13 protein-coding genes, 4 tRNA genes and 2 pseudogenes are annotated in these 18,834 nt (G+C 50.9%); 3 read left to right on the top strand and 16 right to left on the bottom strand.

Annotated features, from left to right (window positions below; genetic code table 11):
* On the top strand, nt 1–215 hold a 215-nt coding region (locus tag BBW68_RS14115; RefSeq protein WP_148127708.1), incomplete at its 5' end, for a DDE-type integrase/transposase/recombinase.
* A gap of 144 nt (nt 216–359) precedes the next feature.
* Here the strand turns inward: BBW68_RS14115 and rpoC are convergent.
* The 13 genes from rpoC to BBW68_RS14050 form a co-directional block, all read right to left on the bottom strand.
* Nucleotides 360–4,583 carry a DNA-directed RNA polymerase subunit beta' gene (rpoC, locus tag BBW68_RS14110; protein ID WP_070135832.1) on the bottom strand — a complete coding sequence of 1,408 codons (4,224 nt, stop codon included), beginning with the start codon at nt 4,581–4,583 and terminating at the stop codon, nt 360–362.
* An 82-nt stretch (nt 4,584–4,665) separates the two neighbouring features.
* On the bottom strand, nt 4,666–8,694 hold the full coding sequence (rpoB, locus tag BBW68_RS14105; protein WP_070135831.1) for a DNA-directed RNA polymerase subunit beta: 4,029 nt from the start codon (nt 8,692–8,694) through the stop codon (nt 4,666–4,668).
* A 338-nt stretch (nt 8,695–9,032) separates the two neighbouring features.
* A complete protein-coding gene (rplL, locus tag BBW68_RS14100) occupies nt 9,033–9,401 on the bottom strand; it encodes a 50S ribosomal protein L7/L12 (RefSeq protein WP_070135830.1) in 369 nt (122 codons plus the stop codon).
* Between the two features lie 74 nt (nt 9,402–9,475).
* Entirely contained in the window at nt 9,476–9,979 is a 504-nt protein-coding gene (rplJ, locus tag BBW68_RS14095) for a 50S ribosomal protein L10 (protein WP_070135829.1), read from the bottom strand.
* 296 nt (nt 9,980–10,275) lie between these two features.
* Nucleotides 10,276–10,980, bottom strand: a complete 705-nt coding sequence (gene rplA, locus BBW68_RS14090) for a 50S ribosomal protein L1 (protein WP_070135828.1) — start codon at nt 10,978–10,980, stop codon at nt 10,276–10,278.
* Between the two features lie 3 nt (nt 10,981–10,983).
* Nucleotides 10,984–11,412 carry a 50S ribosomal protein L11 gene (gene rplK, locus BBW68_RS14085; RefSeq protein ID WP_070135827.1) on the bottom strand — a complete coding sequence of 143 codons (429 nt, stop codon included), beginning with the start codon at nt 11,410–11,412 and terminating at the stop codon, nt 10,984–10,986.
* A gap of 154 nt (nt 11,413–11,566) precedes the next feature.
* Entirely contained in the window at nt 11,567–12,112 is a 546-nt protein-coding gene (nusG, locus tag BBW68_RS14080) for a transcription termination/antitermination protein NusG (protein WP_070135826.1), read from the bottom strand.
* 1 nt (nt 12,113) lies between these two features.
* Nucleotides 12,114–12,497, bottom strand: coding sequence for a preprotein translocase subunit SecE (secE, locus tag BBW68_RS14075; RefSeq protein WP_070135825.1), 384 nt, complete (start codon nt 12,495–12,497; stop codon nt 12,114–12,116).
* Nucleotides 12,498–12,757: 260 nt separating this feature from the next.
* Nucleotides 12,758–13,942, bottom strand: a complete 1,185-nt coding sequence (gene tuf / locus BBW68_RS14070) for an elongation factor Tu (protein ID WP_070135824.1) — start codon at nt 13,940–13,942, stop codon at nt 12,758–12,760.
* Nucleotides 13,943–14,067: 125 nt separating this feature from the next.
* A tRNA-Thr gene (locus BBW68_RS14065) sits at nt 14,068–14,143 on the bottom strand.
* Nucleotides 14,144–14,149: 6 nt separating this feature from the next.
* Nucleotides 14,150–14,224: transfer RNA gene (locus BBW68_RS14060), tRNA-Gly, on the bottom strand.
* 214 nt (nt 14,225–14,438) lie between these two features.
* Nucleotides 14,439–14,523, bottom strand: a tRNA-Tyr gene (locus tag BBW68_RS14055).
* A 20-nt stretch (nt 14,524–14,543) separates the two neighbouring features.
* Nucleotides 14,544–14,619, bottom strand: a tRNA-Thr gene (locus BBW68_RS14050).
* A 488-nt stretch (nt 14,620–15,107) separates the two neighbouring features.
* On the opposite strand from BBW68_RS14050, the gene coaA reads away from it, so the two are divergent.
* Nucleotides 15,108–16,058, top strand: a complete 951-nt coding sequence (gene coaA, locus BBW68_RS14045) for a type I pantothenate kinase (protein WP_070135823.1) — start codon at nt 15,108–15,110, stop codon at nt 16,056–16,058.
* Nucleotides 16,059–16,082: 24 nt separating this feature from the next.
* On the opposite strand, the gene birA is transcribed toward coaA, so the two are convergent.
* The 3 genes and pseudogenes from birA to BBW68_RS18130 form a co-directional block, all read right to left on the bottom strand.
* Nucleotides 16,083–17,027 (bottom strand): bifunctional biotin--[acetyl-CoA-carboxylase] ligase/biotin operon repressor BirA, encoded by a 945-nt coding sequence (birA, locus tag BBW68_RS14040; protein ID WP_070135822.1) that lies wholly within the window; start codon nt 17,025–17,027, stop codon nt 16,083–16,085.
* Nucleotides 17,024–18,067, bottom strand: a complete 1,044-nt coding sequence (gene murB / locus BBW68_RS14035; protein ID WP_070135821.1) for a UDP-N-acetylmuramate dehydrogenase — start codon at nt 18,065–18,067, stop codon at nt 17,024–17,026. The genes birA and murB overlap by 4 nt, the downstream gene beginning before the upstream one ends.
* A gap of 178 nt (nt 18,068–18,245) precedes the next feature.
* A pseudogene (locus BBW68_RS18130) lies at nt 18,246–18,429 on the bottom strand (IS66 family transposase); the annotation flags it as partial.
* Nucleotides 18,430–18,521: 92 nt separating this feature from the next.
* On the opposite strand from BBW68_RS18130, the pseudogene BBW68_RS18125 reads away from it, so the two are divergent.
* Nucleotides 18,522–18,599, top strand: a pseudogene (locus BBW68_RS18125) (IS6 family transposase); the annotation flags it as partial.
* Between the last annotated feature and the right edge of the window lie 235 nt (nt 18,600–18,834).

Raw genomic sequence — 18,834 nt, 5'->3', positions numbered from 1 at the left:
AGTTATCTAGGACAGCCCCTATAATTGAGTGCGATCATGGCAAACTGAAACGGATAATCAACGCCACGCTGGGCTTCAAATCAATGAAGACGGCTTACGCCACAATCAAAGGCATTGAAGTGATGCGGGCGCTACAAAAAGGTCAGGCAGAATCATTTTATTTGGGGCATCCCCTAGGCGAGATGCGTCTGGTGAGCAGAGTCTTTGAAAGATAAGACCTTTCAATAACACGAAAGGCTAACTCATCAATATCTTTGCAACAGTGCCTTTTGTTTTGCATCATTTCTCCCTGTCACTTTTCCTTAGACCAAAAAAAACCCGCCGAAGCGGGGTTTTACTATGCGATAAGCAATTGACGATTACTCGTCGTTACCGCCTAGGTTGCCTGCGTTAAGCAGTTCAGCCAGGCTGGCCGATGCTTCGTCAGCAGTGACGACTGGCACGATAGGTGCCTCGCCCGCTGCTTTACGACGCATACGGTCCTGGTGATAAGCGTAACCGGTACCGGCTGGGATCAGACGACCAACGATGACGTTCTCTTTCAGACCGCGCAGTTCGTCGCGTTTGCCCGCAACGGCTGCTTCGGTCAGTACGCGCGTGGTTTCCTGGAACGACGCCGCAGAGATGAACGACTCGGTTGCCAGGGAAGCTTTGGTGATACCCAGCAGGTCTAGTGCAAATGTTGCAAAGATTTTGCCGTTAGCTTCCAGATCGCGGTTGGCGATCTTAACACGTGAGAACTCAACCTGCTCACCGTCGAGGAAGTCAGTGCCTCCCGCGCTGGCGATGGTGGCTTTACGCAGCATCTGACGCACGATGACTTCGATGTGCTTATCGTTAATCTTAACGCCCTGCAGACGGTAAACTTCCTGCACTTCGTTAGTGATGTAACGGGTCACCGCATGCACACCGCGCAGACGCAGGATGTCATGTGGAGACTCTGGGCCATCGGAAATAACATCACCGCGCTCTACGCGTTCACCTTCGAACACGTTCAGCTGACGCCATTTCGGAATCATCTCTTCGTAATGATCGCTACCGTCGATTGGTGTGATTACCAAGCGACGCTTGCCTTTAGTCTCCTTACCGAAGGAGATGATGCCGCTGATCTCAGCTAGGATTGCCGGCTCTTTCGGACGACGGGCTTCGAACAGGTCAGCAACGCGTGGCAGACCACCGGTAATATCCTTGGTACCGCCAGATTCCTGCGGTACACGCGCCAAGGTATCACCAGAACTGATCTTGATGCCATCTTCCAGCTGCACAATCGCTTTACCTGGCAGGAAGTACTGAGCAGGCATATCGGAGCCTAGGATCATTACGTCGTTACCGTTAGCATCAACGATTTTCAGTGCAGGACGCAGATCTTTACCACCTGCAGTACGTTCCGCACTGTCGAGGATAACCAGAGAGGAGAGACCTGTCAGGTCATCCGTTTGGCGGGTAATGGTCTGGCCATCAATCATGTCAGTGAAGCGAATGAAACCGCTCACTTCGGTGATGACCGGCATGGTGTGCGGATCCCAGTTTGCTACGGTTTCGCCCGCTGCAACCTGTTCGCCGTCGCCTTTCGCCATGGTTGAACCGTAAGGAACTTTATAGCTCTCTTTGGTACGACCAAATTCGTCGATCATCTTCAGCTCGGTGTTACGCGAGGTAACGACCAGCTTGCCAGCCGAGTTGGTAACCGACTTGGCGTTGATCAGCTTCAGCGTACCTTTGTTCTTCACCTGAATGCTGGATTCGGCAGCTGCACGAGATGCAGCACCACCGATGTGGAACGTACGCATCGTCAGCTGTGTACCTGGCTCACCGATGGACTGTGCCGCGATAACGCCGATGGCCTCACCTTTGTTGATGATGTGACCACGTGCTAGGTCGCGACCGTAGCAGTGTGCACACACGCCGAAGTTAGTTTCGCAACTTACTACGGAGCGGACTTTCAGGCTGTCAACAGAGTGCTCCTCCAACAGGTCACACTGCTGTTCGTGCAACAGGGTGTTGCGTGGCAGCAGGATGTCAGCAGTACCCGGCTTGAGTACGTCTTCTGCGGTCACACGACCCAGAACGCGCTCACGCAGCGGCTCTTTCACGTCGCCACCTTCGATGACCGGGGTCATCATGATGCCTTCGTGCGTACCACAGTCATCTTCAGTCACTACCAGATCCTGCGCGACGTCTACCAGACGACGAGTCAGATAACCGGAGTTAGCTGTTTTTAGTGCGGTATCCGCCAGACCCTTACGAGCACCGTGTGTAGAGATGAAGTACTGGAGTACGTTCAAACCTTCACGGAAGTTCGCGGTGATTGGCGTTTCGATGATGGAGCCATCTGGCTTAGCCATAAGACCACGCATACCGGCCAGCTGACGAATCTGCGCTGCAGAACCACGAGCACCGGAGTCAGCCATCATAAAGATGCTGTTGAAGGAAACCTGACGCTCTTCCACACCGTCGCGGTTGATCACCAGTTCGGTAGAGAGGTTTCCCATCATCGCTTTAGCAACGCGTTCGTTGGCCGCAGCCCAGATATCGATCACTTTGTTGTAGCGCTCGCCAGCGGTTACCAGACCAGACTGGAACTGCTGCTGGATCTCTGCCACTTCGGTTTCCGCTTCGGTGATGATTTCCACTTTCTTCTCTGGGATCACCATGTCATCGATACCGACAGATGCACCAGAGCGTGCCGCATAGGCAAAACCGGTGTACATGGTCTGGTCAGCAAAGATAACGGTCGGCTTCAGGCCCAAGATGCGGTAACAGGTGTTCAGCATCTTGGAGATAGCTTTCTTACCCAGCGCTTGGTTGACGATGGAGTAAGGCAGACCTTTTGGTACAATCATCCACAGGATGGCGCGGCCAATGGTAGTGTCAATGATGTTGGTTTTAGCAACCCATGCACCCTGCTCGTTTTTCTCGTGCTCAGTGATACGCACCTTAACGCGAGCATGCAGAGACGTGTGGCCTGCGCGGTAAACACGCTCAGCTTCTTTCGGGCCAGTCAGCACCATGCCTTCGCCTTTGGCGTTAACACAGTCGCGGGTCATGTAGTACAGACCCAGTACAACGTCCTGAGAAGGAACGATGATTGGCTCGCCGTTTGCAGGTGACAGGATGTTGTTGGTAGACATCATCAGCGCACGCGCTTCCAGCTGAGCTTCCAGCGTCAGCGGAACGTGTACTGCCATCTGGTCACCGTCGAAGTCGGCGTTGTATGCCGCACAGACCAGCGGGTGAAGCTGGATAGCTTTACCTTCGATCAGTACTGGCTCAAACGCTTGGATGCCCAGACGGTGCAGAGTTGGTGCACGGTTCAGCAGGACCGGGTGTTCGCGGATCACTTCATCTAGGATATCCCAGACGACAGATTCTTCACGCTCAACCATTTTCTTAGCAGCTTTGATGGTGGTAGCAAGACCACGCAGCTCCAGCTTGCCGTAGATAAACGGTTTGAACAGCTCCAGTGCCATTTTCTTCGGCAGACCACACTGATGCAAACGCAGGTATGGACCTACGGTGATAACCGAACGACCAGAGTAGTCGACACGTTTACCCAGCAGGTTCTGACGGAAACGACCCTGCTTACCTTTGATCATATCGGCCAAAGATTTCAGAGGACGCTTGTTAGAACCGGTGATCGCACGACCACGACGGCCATTATCCAGCAGCGCATCGACCGCTTCCTGCAGCATACGTTTTTCGTTACGTACGATGATATCTGGCGCAGCTAGATCCAGCAGGCGCTTCAGACGGTTGTTACGGTTGATAACGCGACGATATAGATCGTTCAGATCTGAAGTTGCGAAACGACCACCGTCTAGCGGCACCAGAGGACGCAGATCCGGTGGCAGTACAGGCAGCACGGTCAGGATCATCCACTCTGGCTTGTTACCAGACTGAACGAACGCTTCCAGCAGCTTGATACGCTTGGTCAGTTTTTTACGCTTGGTTTCAGAGTTAGTTTCGTTCAGCTCTTCACGCAGCTGCTCGCACTCTTGCTCTAGGTCCATGTTTTTCAACAGAGCCTGGATCGCTTCCGCTCCCATTTTAGCGTCGAATTCGTCACCAAACTCTTCCAGCGCGTCGAGATACTGCTCTTCAGTCAGGATCTGGCGCTTTTCGAGGTTGGTCATGCCGCCTTCGATAACCACATAAGATTCGAAGTACAGAACACGTTCGATATCACGCAGTGGCATATCCAGCAGCAAACCGATGCGCGAAGGCAGCGATTTCAGGAACCAGATGTGCGCAGTAGGTGAAGCCAGCTCAATGTGGCCCATGCGCTCACGGCGAACCTTGGTTTGTGTAACTTCAACGCCACACTTCTCACAGATCACACCACGGTGTTTCAAGCGCTTGTACTTACCGCACAGGCACTCATAGTCTTTTACTGGCCCGAAAATACGCGCACAGAAAAGACCGTCACGTTCAGGCTTGAACGTACGGTAGTTAATGGTTTCCGGCTTTTTAACTTCACCAAAAGACCATGAACGGATCATATCTGGCGATGCCAGAGCGATCTTGATCGCATCAAACTCTTCGGTCTTAGTTTGCGCTTTCAGAAACTTAAGTAAGTCTTTCACGGATTAGCTCCCGTCGGAGTGAGACTTCTCAGGGACGCCTAGAGTGACCCGGGCGCCCTGTAACCAGTACAAATTCGAGTGCTTACTCGTCTTCCAGCTCAATGTTGATGCCCAGCGAGCGGATCTCTTTCAACAGTACGTTGAAGGATTCCGGCATGCCCGGTTCCATCTGATGATTGCCGTCAACGATGTTTTTATACATCATGGTACGACCGTTGACGTCATCAGACTTCACGGTCAGCATTTCCTGGAGGGTATACGCGGCACCGTATGCTTCCAGTGCCCACACTTCCATCTCACCGAAGCGCTGACCACCGAACTGAGCTTTACCACCCAGCGGCTGCTGAGTAACAAGGCTGTAAGAGCCGGTAGAACGCGCATGCATCTTGTCATCAACTAGGTGGTTAAGTTTCAGCATGTACATGTAGCCAACGGTAACCTGACGTTCGAACTGCTCACCGGTACGACCATCGAACAGGGTAATCTGACCAGAAGAAGGCAGACCGCTGAGCTGTAACAGCTCTTTGATTTCGCTCTCTTTCGCGCCGTCAAACACCGGCGTTGCGATTGGCATACCTTTTTTCAGGTTCTCTGCCAGACGCAGCACTTCGTCGTCAGTGAAGGTGTTCAGGTCAACTTTCTGGCGCAGATCGCTACCCAGATCGTAAGCACGCTGAATGAACTCACGCAGCTTGGACACTTCTTCCAGATTTTTAAGCATAGCGTTGATCTTCTCGCCAATGCCTTTCGCAGCCATACCTAGGTGGGTTTCAAGAATCTGACCGATGTTCATACGTGATGGTACGCCCAGCGGGTTCAGTACGATATCAACTGGCGTACCGTTCTCATCGTATGGCATATCTTCGATCGGGTTGATCTTGGAGATAACACCTTTGTTCCCGTGACGACCTGCCATCTTGTCACCAGGCTGGATCTGACGTTTTACGGCCAGATACACTTTAACGATTTTCAGCACGCCCGGTGCTAAGTCATCGCCCTGAGTGATTTTGCGGCGCTTCGCTTCAAGTTTCTTCTCAAACTCGTGCTTCAGCTCATCGTACTGCTCCGCCAGCTGTTCCAGCTGGTTCTGTTTCTCTTCGTCGGTCAGGCCAAGTTCCAGCCAGCGGTCACGTGGCAGTTTGTCCAGTTTGTCCATTTCAATACCGCCAGCAACCAGCAGGTATTTGATGCGGCTAAACAGGCCAGCTTCGAGGATCTGCAACTCTTCAGACAGGTCTTTCTTCGCCTGCTTCAGCTGCATCTCTTCGATTTCCAGCGCACGTTTGTCTTTTTCCACGCCATCGCGAGTGAAGACCTGAACGTCGATAATGGTACCAGACACGCCGTTTGGTACGCGCAGAGAAGAGTCTTTAACATCAGACGCTTTCTCACCGAAGATGGCACGTAGCAGTTTTTCTTCTGGCGTTAGCTGGGTTTCACCTTTCGGCGTTACCTTACCAACTAGAATATCACCACCGGTCACTTCCGCACCGATATACACGATACCGGATTCATCCAGCTTGGAGAGCGCAGCTTCACCGACGTTAGGAATGTCGGCAGTGATCTCTTCCGGCCCCAGCTTGGTGTCGCGAGACACACATGCCAGTTCCTGGATGTGGATTGTAGTGAAGCGATCTTCCTGTACCACGCGCTCGGAGACTAGGATGGAGTCTTCGAAGTTGTAGCCATTCCATGGCATGAACGCGACGCGCATGTTCTGACCGAGTGCCAGTTCGCCGAGGTCAGTTGAAGGACCATCAGCCAGCACATCACCACGTTCAATTGGCTCACCTAGGTTCATGCAAGGCATCTGGTTGATGCAGGTGTTCTGGTTAGAACGGGTGTATTTAGTCAAGTTGTAAATGTCGATACCGGCTTCACCCGGGTACATTTCGTCTTCGTTAACTTTGATAACGATACGGGATGCATCCACGTACTGAACGGTACCACCACGTTTCGCTACGGCGGTTACACCGGAGTCAACCGCTACCGCGCGTTCCATACCGGTACCAACCAGCGGCTTATCAGCACGCAAAGTTGGAACCGCCTGACGTTGCATGTTAGCACCCATCAATGCGCGGTTGGCGTCATCGTGTTCTAGGAACGGGATCAGTGACGCACCGACGGAAACCACCTGCTGGGTGGAAACGTCCATGTAGTCAACCTGATCGCGGCTGAACAGACTTGATTCGCCTTTGCTACGGCAAGTGACCAGATCGTCGACGAAGTGACCTTCGTCGTCGAGGTTGGTGTTAGCCTGAGCGATAACGTAGTTACCCTCTTCAATTGCAGAGAGGTAATGAATTTCGTCGGTCACCATACCTTCGCGCACGCGACGGTATGGGGTCTCAAGGAAACCGTACTCATTCGTCTGTGCGTACACAGAGAGGGAGTTAATCAGACCGATGTTTGGACCTTCCGGCGTCTCGATTGGACATACGCGACCGTAGTGAGTCGGGTGTACGTCTCGAACTTCGAAGCCTGCACGCTCACGCGTCAAACCGCCCGGGCCGAGTGCAGAGATACGACGCTTGTGCGTGATCTCAGACAGCGGGTTGTTCTGGTCCATAAACTGTGATAGCTGGCTGGAGCCGAAGAACTCTTTCACTGCCGCAGAAATTGGCTTGGCGTTGATCATGTCCTGTGGCATCAGGGTATCCAGATCGCCTAAGGACAGACGCTCTTTCACCGCACGCTCTACGCGCACGAGGCCAACACGGAACTGGTTTTCTGCCATTTCGCCGACGGAACGGATACGACGGTTGCCGAGGTGGTCGATATCATCCACTTCGCCAATACCGTTACGGATACCGATGAGCTTCTTCATCACCTGAATGATGTCGTCTTTGCTCAGGATACCGGAACCTTCGATCTCGTCACGAAGCAGAGAACGGTTGAACTTCATACGGCCAACTGCTGACAGATCGTAGCGGTCTTCAGAAAAAAACAGGTTCTCGAACAGATTTTCTGCCGCTTCACGCGTCGGTGGCTCACCAGGACGCATCATACGGTAGATCTCAACCAGCGCGCTCATGCGATCGCTGGTTGGGTCGACACGTACAGTCTCAGACATGTAGGTGCCGTGATCCAGATCGTTGGTGAACAGAGTTTCAATGCGCTTGTGACCGGACTGGCTCAATTCAGCCAGCAGATCCAGCGATAGCTCCATGTTCGCCGTGATCAGCATCTCGCCGGTGCTTTCGTCGATGTAATCTTTAGCGACGACTTTACCCGCGATGTATTCAACCGGAACTTCGATGTGCTGGATGTTATCTTTTTCCAGCTGACGAATATGACGCGCAGTAATGCGACGACCTTTTTCGACGTAAACAGTGCCGTTTGACTCGATGTCGAAGGACGCAGTTTCACCACGTAGGCGCTCTGGAACCAGCTCCATCTGCAGCTTGTTGTCGCGAATTTCATAAACCACTTTTTCGAAGAACAGATCAAGGATCTGCTCAGTGGTGTAATTCAGCGCGCGCAGAATGATGGTTGCAGGCAGTTTACGGCGACGGTCAATACGGACAAACAGGTTGTCTTTCGGGTCAAACTCGAAGTCGAGCCATGAACCACGATAAGGGATGATACGTGCGTTATAGAGCACTTTACCTGATGAGTGGGTTTTACCCTTATCGCTATCGAAGAAGACACCAGGACTACGATGCAGCTGAGAAACGATAACGCGTTCTGTACCGTTGATGACAAAGGTACCGTTATCTGTCATGAGTGGAATTTCACCCATGTACACTTCTTGTTCTTTGATGTCTTTAACGGTGCCTTCCGGCGCTTCGCGCTCGTAAATCACCAAGCGCAGTTTTACGCGCAGAGGTGCAGAGTACGTGACGCCACGAATCTGGCACTCTTTAACATCAAATACTGGTTCGCCTAAACGGTAGCTGACGTACTGCAGCTCAGAATTACCGCTATAGCTTTGGATCGGGAATACGGAACGGAATGCTGCTTCCAGACCATATTGACCTTCCGGATCTTGCTCGATGAACTTCTGGAACGAGTCAAGCTGGATAGAAAGGAGATATGGAATGTCCAGAACTTGTGGACGTTTTCCAAAATCCTTACGAATGCGTTTTTTCTCGGTATAGGAGTAAACCATAGGGTTCCTCAGCTCGCTGAAAAGTAGAACCTCTCTGTCCGTCCAGGGGGGACAGTTCATGCAACGCTGTTTTGTGTTGTGCAGAAAGCAGATCGCCTTCTGTAATACTTCTTTCTATCACGCTCAAATCATTTCATTGCCGTTCTAGACAGGGAGTCCATGCAGGGTGGCAGTATATTAAGTCGTCGATAGAGAAAAATATTAAGCTAATCAATAACTAAACAGTGTGAAATGTCATTGGCGCTGTATAGCGCAAAAAGGCTGGTGACCAAAAAGTCACCAGCCATCAGCCTGAATCACCCCAAAAGATTAATCAAGCTGCAACCTGAAAGGTTGGCTTACTTAACTTCAACTTCTGCGCCAGCTTCTTCCAGTGCTTTCTTCAGAGCATCAGCGTCGTCTTTGCTGATGCCTTCTTTCAGGGTGGTCGGAGCAGACTCAACCAAGTCTTTGGCTTCTTTCAGACCCAGACCAGTTGCGCCACGTACTGCTTTAATCACGGCAACTTTGTTAGCGCCGATAGCTTTCAGTACAACGTCGAACTCAGTTTTTTCTTCTACAGCTTCAGCAGCAGCAGCAGCAGCAGCAGGACCTGCAGCAGCAGCTGACACGCCGAATTTCTCTTCCATAGCGGAAATCAGTTCAACGATTTCCATTACAGACAGAGCTGCAACGCCTTCAATGATTTGGTCTTTAGTGATTGACATTTTGTGTTCCTAAATTCAGAAAGTAATTTTTTGTACGTTAGCAAATATACGTCTTAAGAAGAGCAGTGCAGCTATTAAGCAGCAGTTGCTTCTTTCTGATCGCGTACAGCAGCCAGAGTGCGAACCAGTTTGCCAGCAAAGGCTTCTTTCATGGTTGCCATCAGGCGTGCGATTGCTTCATCGTATGTTGGCAGAGTTGCCAGGCGGTCGATCTGAGCCGCACTGATCAGCTCGCCTTCAAAGGCCGCAGCTTTAACCTCAAATTTTGCATTCGCTTTCGCGAACTCTTTGAACAGACGAGCAGCAGCGCCCGGGTGTTCCATAGAGTATGCAATCAAGGTCGGACCGGTGAACGTTTCTTTCAGACACTCAAACTGAGTACCTTCAACGACGCGGCGCAGCAGGGTGTTACGAACAACACGCATGTATACGCCAGCCGCACGTCCTGCTTTACGCAGTTCGGTCATTTTGTCTACGGTAACGCCACGAGAATCCGCAACTACCGCAGACAGTGCGCCTTTGGCTACTTCGCTGACTTCAGCAACAATCGCTTGTTTGTCTTGAAGATTTAAGGCCATTAGCTTGTGCTCCTGGATTTTTGGCCGGAGATGGATTTCCCCGGAACTCACTTCACCTGAACCGCGTTACCACGGACAGACGCTAAAACACGGTGAGCAGAATCCAGCAAAGACTATAAAAATATTCTTTTGGCTCTGTCACCGTCTACGCAGGAGATTAAGTTTCTTGCGAAACACCTGAGGTCTTGGACGGAGGCCGAGATAGAATGGGCTCCAACCTAAAAATTTGGGTTCCGTATATTTACAGAGCAACGGGCTTAGGATTCTAGATGAAGATTTCGCCCGCGTAAAGCTGATTAGTTAGCAGCAGCGTTCAGGCCAGCCTGATCAACTGCAACACCTGCACCCATAGTAGTGGAGATGCTAACTTTCTTGATGAAAACGCCTTTCGCCTGAGAAGGTTTTGCTTTTTTGAGCACAACCAGCAGGGATTCCAAGTTTTCTTTCAGCTTATCGGTATCGAAGTCAACCTTACCAATGGTGGTATGGATAATACCGTTTTTGTCATTACGGTAACGAACCTGACCCGCTTTAGCGTTCTTAACCGCTTCAGCAACGTTAGGAGTTACAGTACCAACTTTCGGGTTTGGCATCAGACCGCGTGGGCCCAGAACCTGACCCAGCTGGCCAACAACGCGCATTGCATCTGGAGATGCGATAACAACGTCGAAGTTCATTTCGCCTTTCTTGATCTGGTCAGCCAGATCTTCCATACCTACCAGCTCAGCGCCGGCTGCTTTAGCAGCTTCAGCGTTTGCGCCTTGGGCAAATACGGCAACGCGAACAGAACGGCCAGTACCGTGTGGCAGTACAGTTGCACCGCGAACGTTCTGGTCAGATTTACGAGCATCAATGCTCAGGTTTACCGCTACGTCAACGCTTTCAACGAACTTGGCAGTAGCTAGTTCTTTCAGCAGAGCAACAGCTTCGTTGATGTCATACTGTTTAGTTGCATCAACTTTGTCGCGGATCACGCTCATGCGTTTGGTCAGCTTAGCCATTTCTTAGTCCTCTACTACCAAGCCCATGGAACGAGCAGTACCTTCAATTGAGCGAGTCATCGCTTCAATATCAGCACCAGTCATGTCCGCAGCTTTGGTTTCTGCAATTTCACGTACCTGAGCACGCGATACTTTACCTACTTTGTCTTTGTTCGGCTTGCCAGAACCAGACTTAATACCAGCCGTTTTCTTCAGCAGTACTGCTGCAGGAGGGGTTTTGGTAACGAAGGTAAAAGAACGGTCAGAGTAAACGGTGATCACAACTGGTGTTGGAAGACCTTTCTCTAGGGATTCTGTTTTGGCGTTGAACGCTTTACAGAATTCCATGATGTTAACGCCTTGTTGACCCAGTGCTGGACCAACCGGAGGACTTGGGTTTGCCATACCAGCTGCAACCTGCAGCCTCACGTAGGCTTGTACTTTCTTCGCCATTATAATTCCTCTATTGGGTAATAACGCTCTTGGTGGAGCTTCCCGTGATTAAATTTTTCACGTACTTTTAGTAGCACATAAAAAAGGCGCGGAATTCTAGTGTAATTTCGTACCTCTCGCAACCACCTGATGCAGGCGATCTGTTACTTTTTTATTAGCCCTTCTCGACTTGGCCGAAGTCCAGCTCAACCGGTGTTGCACGACCAAAGATAGAAACAGACACTTTCAGCCGGCTTTTCTCGTAGTCAACTTCTTCGACCACACCGTTGAAGTCAGCAAATGGACCATCGCTCACGCGCACCATTTCACCTGGCTCAAACATTGTTTTCGGACGCGGCTTATCACCAACCTGCTGCAGGCGGTTCATAATCGCGTCAACTTCTTTGTCGCTAATAGGTGCTGGACGGTCAGAAGTACCACCGATGAAGCCCATGACACGCGGCACGCTGCGCACCAAGTGCCAGCTTGCATCGTTCATTACCATCTGTACCAGCACGTAGCCTGGGAAGAACTTACGCTCGCTTTTTCGGCGCTGACCACCACGGATCTCAACCACTTCTTCGGTCGGAACCATGACATCGCCAAACCGCTCTTCCATGTTATGTAACTTGATATGCTCACGCAGCGATTGTGCTACACGGGCTTCAAAACCGGAAAACGCCTGAACGACGTACCAGCGCTTCTTTGGAGCTTCAGACATCTCAGAATCTCAGGCCAGTGATAAACGATACCAGACGAACCAGAATTCCATCCAGTCCCCACAAAATCAGTGACATCACGGCAGTGACCGCGGCAACGATTAACGTGGTGTGCAACGTTTCCTGACGAGTAGGCCAAATGACCTTACGAACTTCAGTGCGCGCTTCACGGGCGAAAGCCAACGTTGCTTTACCTTTAGTGGTCAGCAGGGCAATGCCAGCTGCTGCAGCCATCAGAACAACAACAGCCACAGCACGCAGAGGTAATGTTACTTCACGATAATAGTAGTTGCCGGTGATAGCCACGACCAGAAGAACGACTACACCTAACCACTTCATCGTTTCTAGGCTGCGCCCGCTTCTTTGAGCTTCGGTATTAGCACTCATAAACCAACCTGCCACAATAAATCAGAAACACTTTTGCCCCGAAAGATGAGACAACCGAACCGAATAATGCTGTTAGGCTTAACTCGGCATATCCTTTAATTCTAGGCCGTAGCTTGAAAAGTATTAGCTTAACGCCGTGCTACAGAGCCTGCCTCAGCAATGATTTATGGTCATGATGAGTCAGATTCTATGTTACAGCGTGCAAAAAGGGCATCAAATGATGCCCTTTCCATGTGCATTGCGTCAAATATTATCGGCGATTAAGCGATAACTTTAGCAACAACACCCGCACCAACGGTGCGACCACCTTCACGGATTGCGAAACGCAGACCGTCGTCCATTGCGATTGGTTTGATCAGTTCAACAACCAGCTTGATGTTGTCGCCTGGCATGACCATTTCAACGCCTTCTGGCAGTTCGATGGTACCGGTCACATCAGTCGTACGGAAGTAGAACTGTGGACGGTAACCTTTGAAAAATGGGCTATGACGGCCGCCTTCTTCTTTAGTCAGAATATAAACTTCTGATTCGAACTTGGTGTGTGGATTGATTGAGCCTGGTTTAGCCAGAACCTGGCCGCGCTCAACGTCTTCACGCTTAATACCGCGCAGCAGGATACCACAGTTCTCGCCTGCACGACCTTCGTCCAGCAGCTTACGGAACATTTCAACGCCGGTACAGGTAGATTTCACGGTATCTTTCAGACCCACGATCTCAACTTCTTCACCCACTTTAACGATACCGCGCTCTACACGACCAGTAACAACAGTACCACGACCGGAGATGGAGAATACGTCTTCGATAGGCAGCAGGAATGGCTTATCAATCGCACGCTCTGGCTCTGGGATGTAGCTGTCCAAATGCTCAGCTAGTTCGATGATTTTCGCTTCCCAGTCAGCTTCGCCCTGCAGTGCTTTCAGTGCAGAACCGCGAACGATTGGCAGGTCATCACCAGGGAAATCGTAGGCAGACAGCAGCTCACGCACTTCCATTTCAACCAGCTCCAGCAGCTCTTCGTCATCAACCATGTCACATTTGTTCATGAACACGATGATGAAAGGAACGCCAACTTGACGACCCAGCAGGATGTGCTCACGAGTCTGCGGCATTGGGCCATCAGTCGCAGCAACAACCAAGATCGCGCCGTCCATCTGAGCAGCACCGGTGATCATATTTTTCACATAGTCGGCATGGCCTGGGCAGTCAACGTGCGCGTAGTGACGAGTTGGGGTATCATATTCAACGTGAGAAGTGTTGATGGTGATACCACGTGCTTTTTCTTCTGGCGCGTTATCGATCTGGTCGAACGCACGAGCAGAACCGCCATAGGTTTTAGCCAGAACGGTAGTGATAGCAGCAGTCAGGGTAGTTTTACCGTGGTCAACGTGGCCGATAGTACCAACGTTGACGTGCGGTTTGGAACGTTCAAATTTTTCTCTAGACATCGCCTGTCCCTCTAAGACACGGATTAACCGGTTATATCACCACATCAACCAAGCATCGCCTGAATCGTTGATTTTTTTTGAATTTAATTTACAGAAAAAATAGGCAGGGAGGGAGATTTTGAAAGTGGTGCTGATACCCAGAGTCGAACTGGGGACCTCACCCTTACCAAGGGTGCGCTCTACCAACTGAGCTATATCAGCACGGCTTGGAGCGGGCAGCGGGAATCGAACCCGCATCTTCAGCTTGGAAGGCTGAGGTAATAGCCATTATACGATGCCCGCATCCTGTAACTCGGCTACCTGTTTTGTCTCTAGCTTGAACAATTAAGAGGATGCCCTCTTCTGTTGCTCCGGTCAGCCCGCATTAGCTTGCTGACTTTAACTGTGCTTGAGCTTAATTAGAAATTTTGATGAACAACTTTTTTTGAAGAAGCCATCTTCCCAGTCGAGTTATGATTCTTTCTTCTGGTCTTAACCTCTTAAAGCTGAGTCGAAATGGTGGTGGGGGAAGGATTCGAACCTTCGAAGTCGATGACGGCAGATTTACAGTCTGCTCCCTTTGGCCGCTCGGGAACCCCACCTAGGGTATTTTGTAACTTGATGGTGCCGGCTACCGGAATCGAACTGGTGACCTACTGATTACAAGTCAGTTGCTCTACCAACTGAGCTAAGCCGGCATCAAGTGGTGGGCATTCTAGGAATACCGGGCTCAGGATGCAACAAAAAAATTGGGATAAATGTTCTTACGATTACTATTTGTGCAAATCTACGCAAAATAGCGCTGTTGCACAGTGATTTCGTTTAAAGAAACATCTATTCTGACGTTATATCAGCTAATCACAGAGTGTTCTCTGCGATAAAACTTTTCGCAGGAAATTGCGCCGACAACATGTGATTTGCCAATAGTTGGTTTATTTTTGTTCTGTGCGGCCCTGTTCGCATTGCCCCCTGCAATTGCCAGCTGAAATTATCATTAATGCGGGTACTGTTAGGTTTGCATCTGCTGAGCATCTTTTTTCCTTCTTCTCCATCCCCGTCTGGTGATACCCTCCGACCATTGTTTGATGAAATTTCCCTTATGTACGCCAGCCTAGCAGTGGTGCCACTCACTGTGATTAACAGGCGAACCTATCGAAGGGCATTAATTGCTGGCAGAAGCATGCATATGAGGAAAAAAGACTCCTTGTTAACTACGCCTTACCTCCAGTTCAATCGCTCCCAGTGGGCTGCGCTGCGTGATTCGGTGCCAATGACCCTTTCTGAAGACGAGATTGCCCGGCTGAAAGGCATGAACGAAGATCTCTCCATGGAAGAAGTGGCGGAGATTTATCTGCCTTTGTCTCGTCTCTTAAATTTCTATATCAGTTCAAATTCGCGTCGTCAGACGGTGCTGGAGCAGTTCCTCGGCACCAAAGGACAGAAGATCCCTTATATCATCAGTATTGCAGGCAGTGTCGCGGTCGGGAAAAGCACGACAGCGCGCGTGCTGCAGGCCTTACTCAGCCGCTGGCCGGAGCATCGTCGGGTCGAGTTGATAACCACTGATGGTTTTCTTCATCCGAATGCGGTGCTGAAAGAGCGCGGCCTGATGAAGAAAAAGGGCTTTCCCCTCTCTTATGACATGCACCGGCTGGTGAACTTTGTTTCCGATCTAAAATCCGGTGCTGCGCAGGTCACTGCGCCGGTCTATTCGCATCTGATTTATGATGTGATTCCGGATGGAGATAAAGTCGTTAAGCAGCCGGATATTTTGATTCTGGAAGGTTTGAATGTATTGCAGAGTGGGATGGATTATCCCCACGATCCGCATCACGTATTTATTTCAGACTTCGTTGATTTCTCGATTTATGTCGATGCGTCGGAAGATTTATTAGAGCATTGGTATATCAATCGTTTCCTGAAATTCCGTCAGGGCGCGTTTACCGATCCCGACTCTTATTTCCACCACTATGCACAGCTGCCTGAAGACGAGGCGGTAGGTGTCGCCAGCCATCTGTGGAAAGAAATCAACTACTTAAATCTGAAGGAAAACATCCTGCCTACGCGCGAGCGTGCCAGCCTGATAATGACTAAAAGCATCGGTCATGCGGTTAACCTTGTTAGGTTACGCAAATAAATAAAGGACCTGAGACCCTTTTTTTTAACTCTGTGGTCGCAGCGATATTTCCCCGCCAACCCAAGACTTTCTGACGCCATTCTGTTCTAGAATCAAGCCCCCCTGCTGGTCAATACCTCTGGCAATTCCGAATATTTCCCGATCTCCCATCAACAGTTTTACCGGCCGGTTAATAAAGTTATCAAGCCGCGCCCATTGCTTAATAAATGGTGCCAGCCCCTCTTGCTCAAACTCAACGAGCGCGGTGCGCATTTTATTGACGATCAGCGCAGAGAGCGCGTTACGATCAACGTCTATTCCGGCTTCCTGCAGGTTGATCCAGCCCTGACTGATGACGTCGGCAGCGGGTGCGCGCATGGCCAAGTTAATTCCGGCGCCAATCACGATCTGCGCAGCATTACCAGTTTTTCCCGTTAATTCGACGAGGATACCCGCCAGTTTACGATCGTCTAGATAGATATCATTCGGCCATTTCACGCGAATATCGGGCGCGCCCTGCTCCTGCAACGCCTCCGCCAGCACAATCCCAATCACCAGCCCCATGGCAGGAGCCGGACCTTGTTCAAGACGCCAGTACATAGACAGATAGAGGTTAGAGCCAAAGGGCGAAAACCACTGACGACCTCGGCGACCACGTCCAGCCTGCTGATATTCGGCTACGCAGGCATCGCCAGATTGAAGCGTATCCATGCGATCAAGCAGATACTGGTTAGTGGAATCAATAACTGGGATTACCGCTAGGCGCCCGTTATCCAGCTGGGCATTAATGGCCTGTTCATTCAATAACTGCATGGCCGAGGGCAGGCTATAGCCTTTGCCGGTCACGGTAAAGACATCAATACCCCACTCTTTCAGTGTATGAATATGCTTATTGATTGCCGCGCGGCTCATGCCTAGCTGCTCACCAGAATGGAACTCTCCGTCTGCCAGAATACCAACCAGCGTTAAGGGTACGGTGTTATCTTTCATGCAATAACCTCTACGGCATCTGTTTCACCTTGTGCTGCGATAAAGCGTACTTCAGGCTCCAGCCAGACGTTGAATTTCTCTGCCACGCGCTGACGTACGGACCGGGCCAAGTTGACGATGTCCTGCCCCGTCGCTTCATTGGCGTTAATCAGCACCAGCGCCTGCTGGGCATGCACGGCCGCTCCACCAATATGGAAACCCTTTAAATCACACTGATCGATCAGCCAACCGGCGGCCAACTTCACATTCACATCGCCATTGATCTGAGGATACTGCGGAATATGCGGATACTCTGCTTGCAACTTAGCGGCAACTTCAGCGCTCACCAGCGGATTTTTAAAGAAACTCCCGGCATTTCCCGTCATTTTGGGATCTGGTAGTTTGCTGCGGCGCATCTGGCAGACGGCGTTAAACACTTCACGCGGCGTGACCGTTAGCGGGTCAAGATTACGCAGATCGCCATAGCTCAGCACTGGCTGCCAGATTTTTGCCAAGCGCAGCCCGACAGCGATAATGGCATACCCGTCGCGGTACTGATATTTAAATATGCTGTCACGGTAGCCAAACTGGCACTGGGCGGCAGTTAAACGCTGCTGTACACCGTCGGCAAGGCTAACGATATCCACATATTCACAGACCCGATCCAGCTCGACGCCATAAGCACCAATATTTTGAATCGGCGCTGAACCGGCACAGCCCGGAATTAGTGCCAGATTTTCCAGACCAGAGAGTCCCTGCTCCAGAGACGTTTCAACCAGCTGGTGCCAGTTCTCACCCGCGCCCACGTGCAGAGACCATGCATCAGTCGTTTCGGATACGCGGATGCTTTTGATGCGGTTAATGATTACCTGCCCAGAGAAATCATCCAGAAACAGTACGTTGCTTCCTTCTCCCAGCAGTAATACAGGTTCATTTTGATCGGTGCTCTGCTGCCAAAACTGGCAAAGAGCCTCGGCACTCTCTGCCATGCTGATCTTGTTGGCACAGGCCTCGAGGCTGAATGTATTCCATGTTTTTAATGAATGCTGCTGGCAGGACATAATAAAACCTTTAAGTATTAAACTGCGAGTAGTTTACCCGATTCATTAGGGGGGAGTTGAGGATTTTATCGCCGCAAACAGTGGTGAATTGTAAGCGCCCCATGTAGGACGTATAGCGTAAGGATTATTTTACAGTCTAGAGGTTCTAGGGCAGCAGTTCGTGTATCCAGCTTAATGGTCAGTCGCTGATCTTGCCAAGCACGTCGCGCAGCCAGCACTCCGGCTCTACGCCGTTCAGTTTGCCGGTGCCCAGCAGGCCGTAGATGATCGCCGCCGCCTCTGTCCGAGCCGAAGAACAGATAGTTACGCCGACCCAGCGCTACGCACCGTCCGGCATTTTTGCAAATGTTATTATCGATCTCTCAGAACACGTTCAGCGCGTTTCACTGCTGGCACTGTTGCAAAGATCTGGCGATGGTAAACTGATGCCACTGTTTAGTTGAAGGAGCAGCACATGAACCTATTTAAAGGTCGACATTTTGAGCGTCATATTATCCTGTGGGCCGTCCGCTGGTACTGCAAATATGGCATCTTTTCAGGCACACTAATCCGGCTCAGGCATCCGCAACCATCGCTTTTTCTCCATTCCACGCAACCTTTCCGACAGTCATGCCATCGCCTGCGTTCCTGCCTGAGCGCCGGCAAAACGCAGTCGGCCCTTGCACAGGATGCACTGGTACGGGTCGGTACCCAGGAAGCCCTTCATTAGCACCGCAAACCCCGGCTTCTCCGGCATTGTTGCAAAGATCTGGCGATGGTAAAGTGAT

The organism is Candidatus Erwinia dacicola (assembly GCF_001756855.1).
Lineage (GTDB): Bacteria > Pseudomonadota > Gammaproteobacteria > Enterobacterales > Enterobacteriaceae > Erwinia > Erwinia dacicola.
Note: the sequence above shows the minus strand (reverse complement) of the source record. Positions and strands in the feature narration are given on the sequence as shown.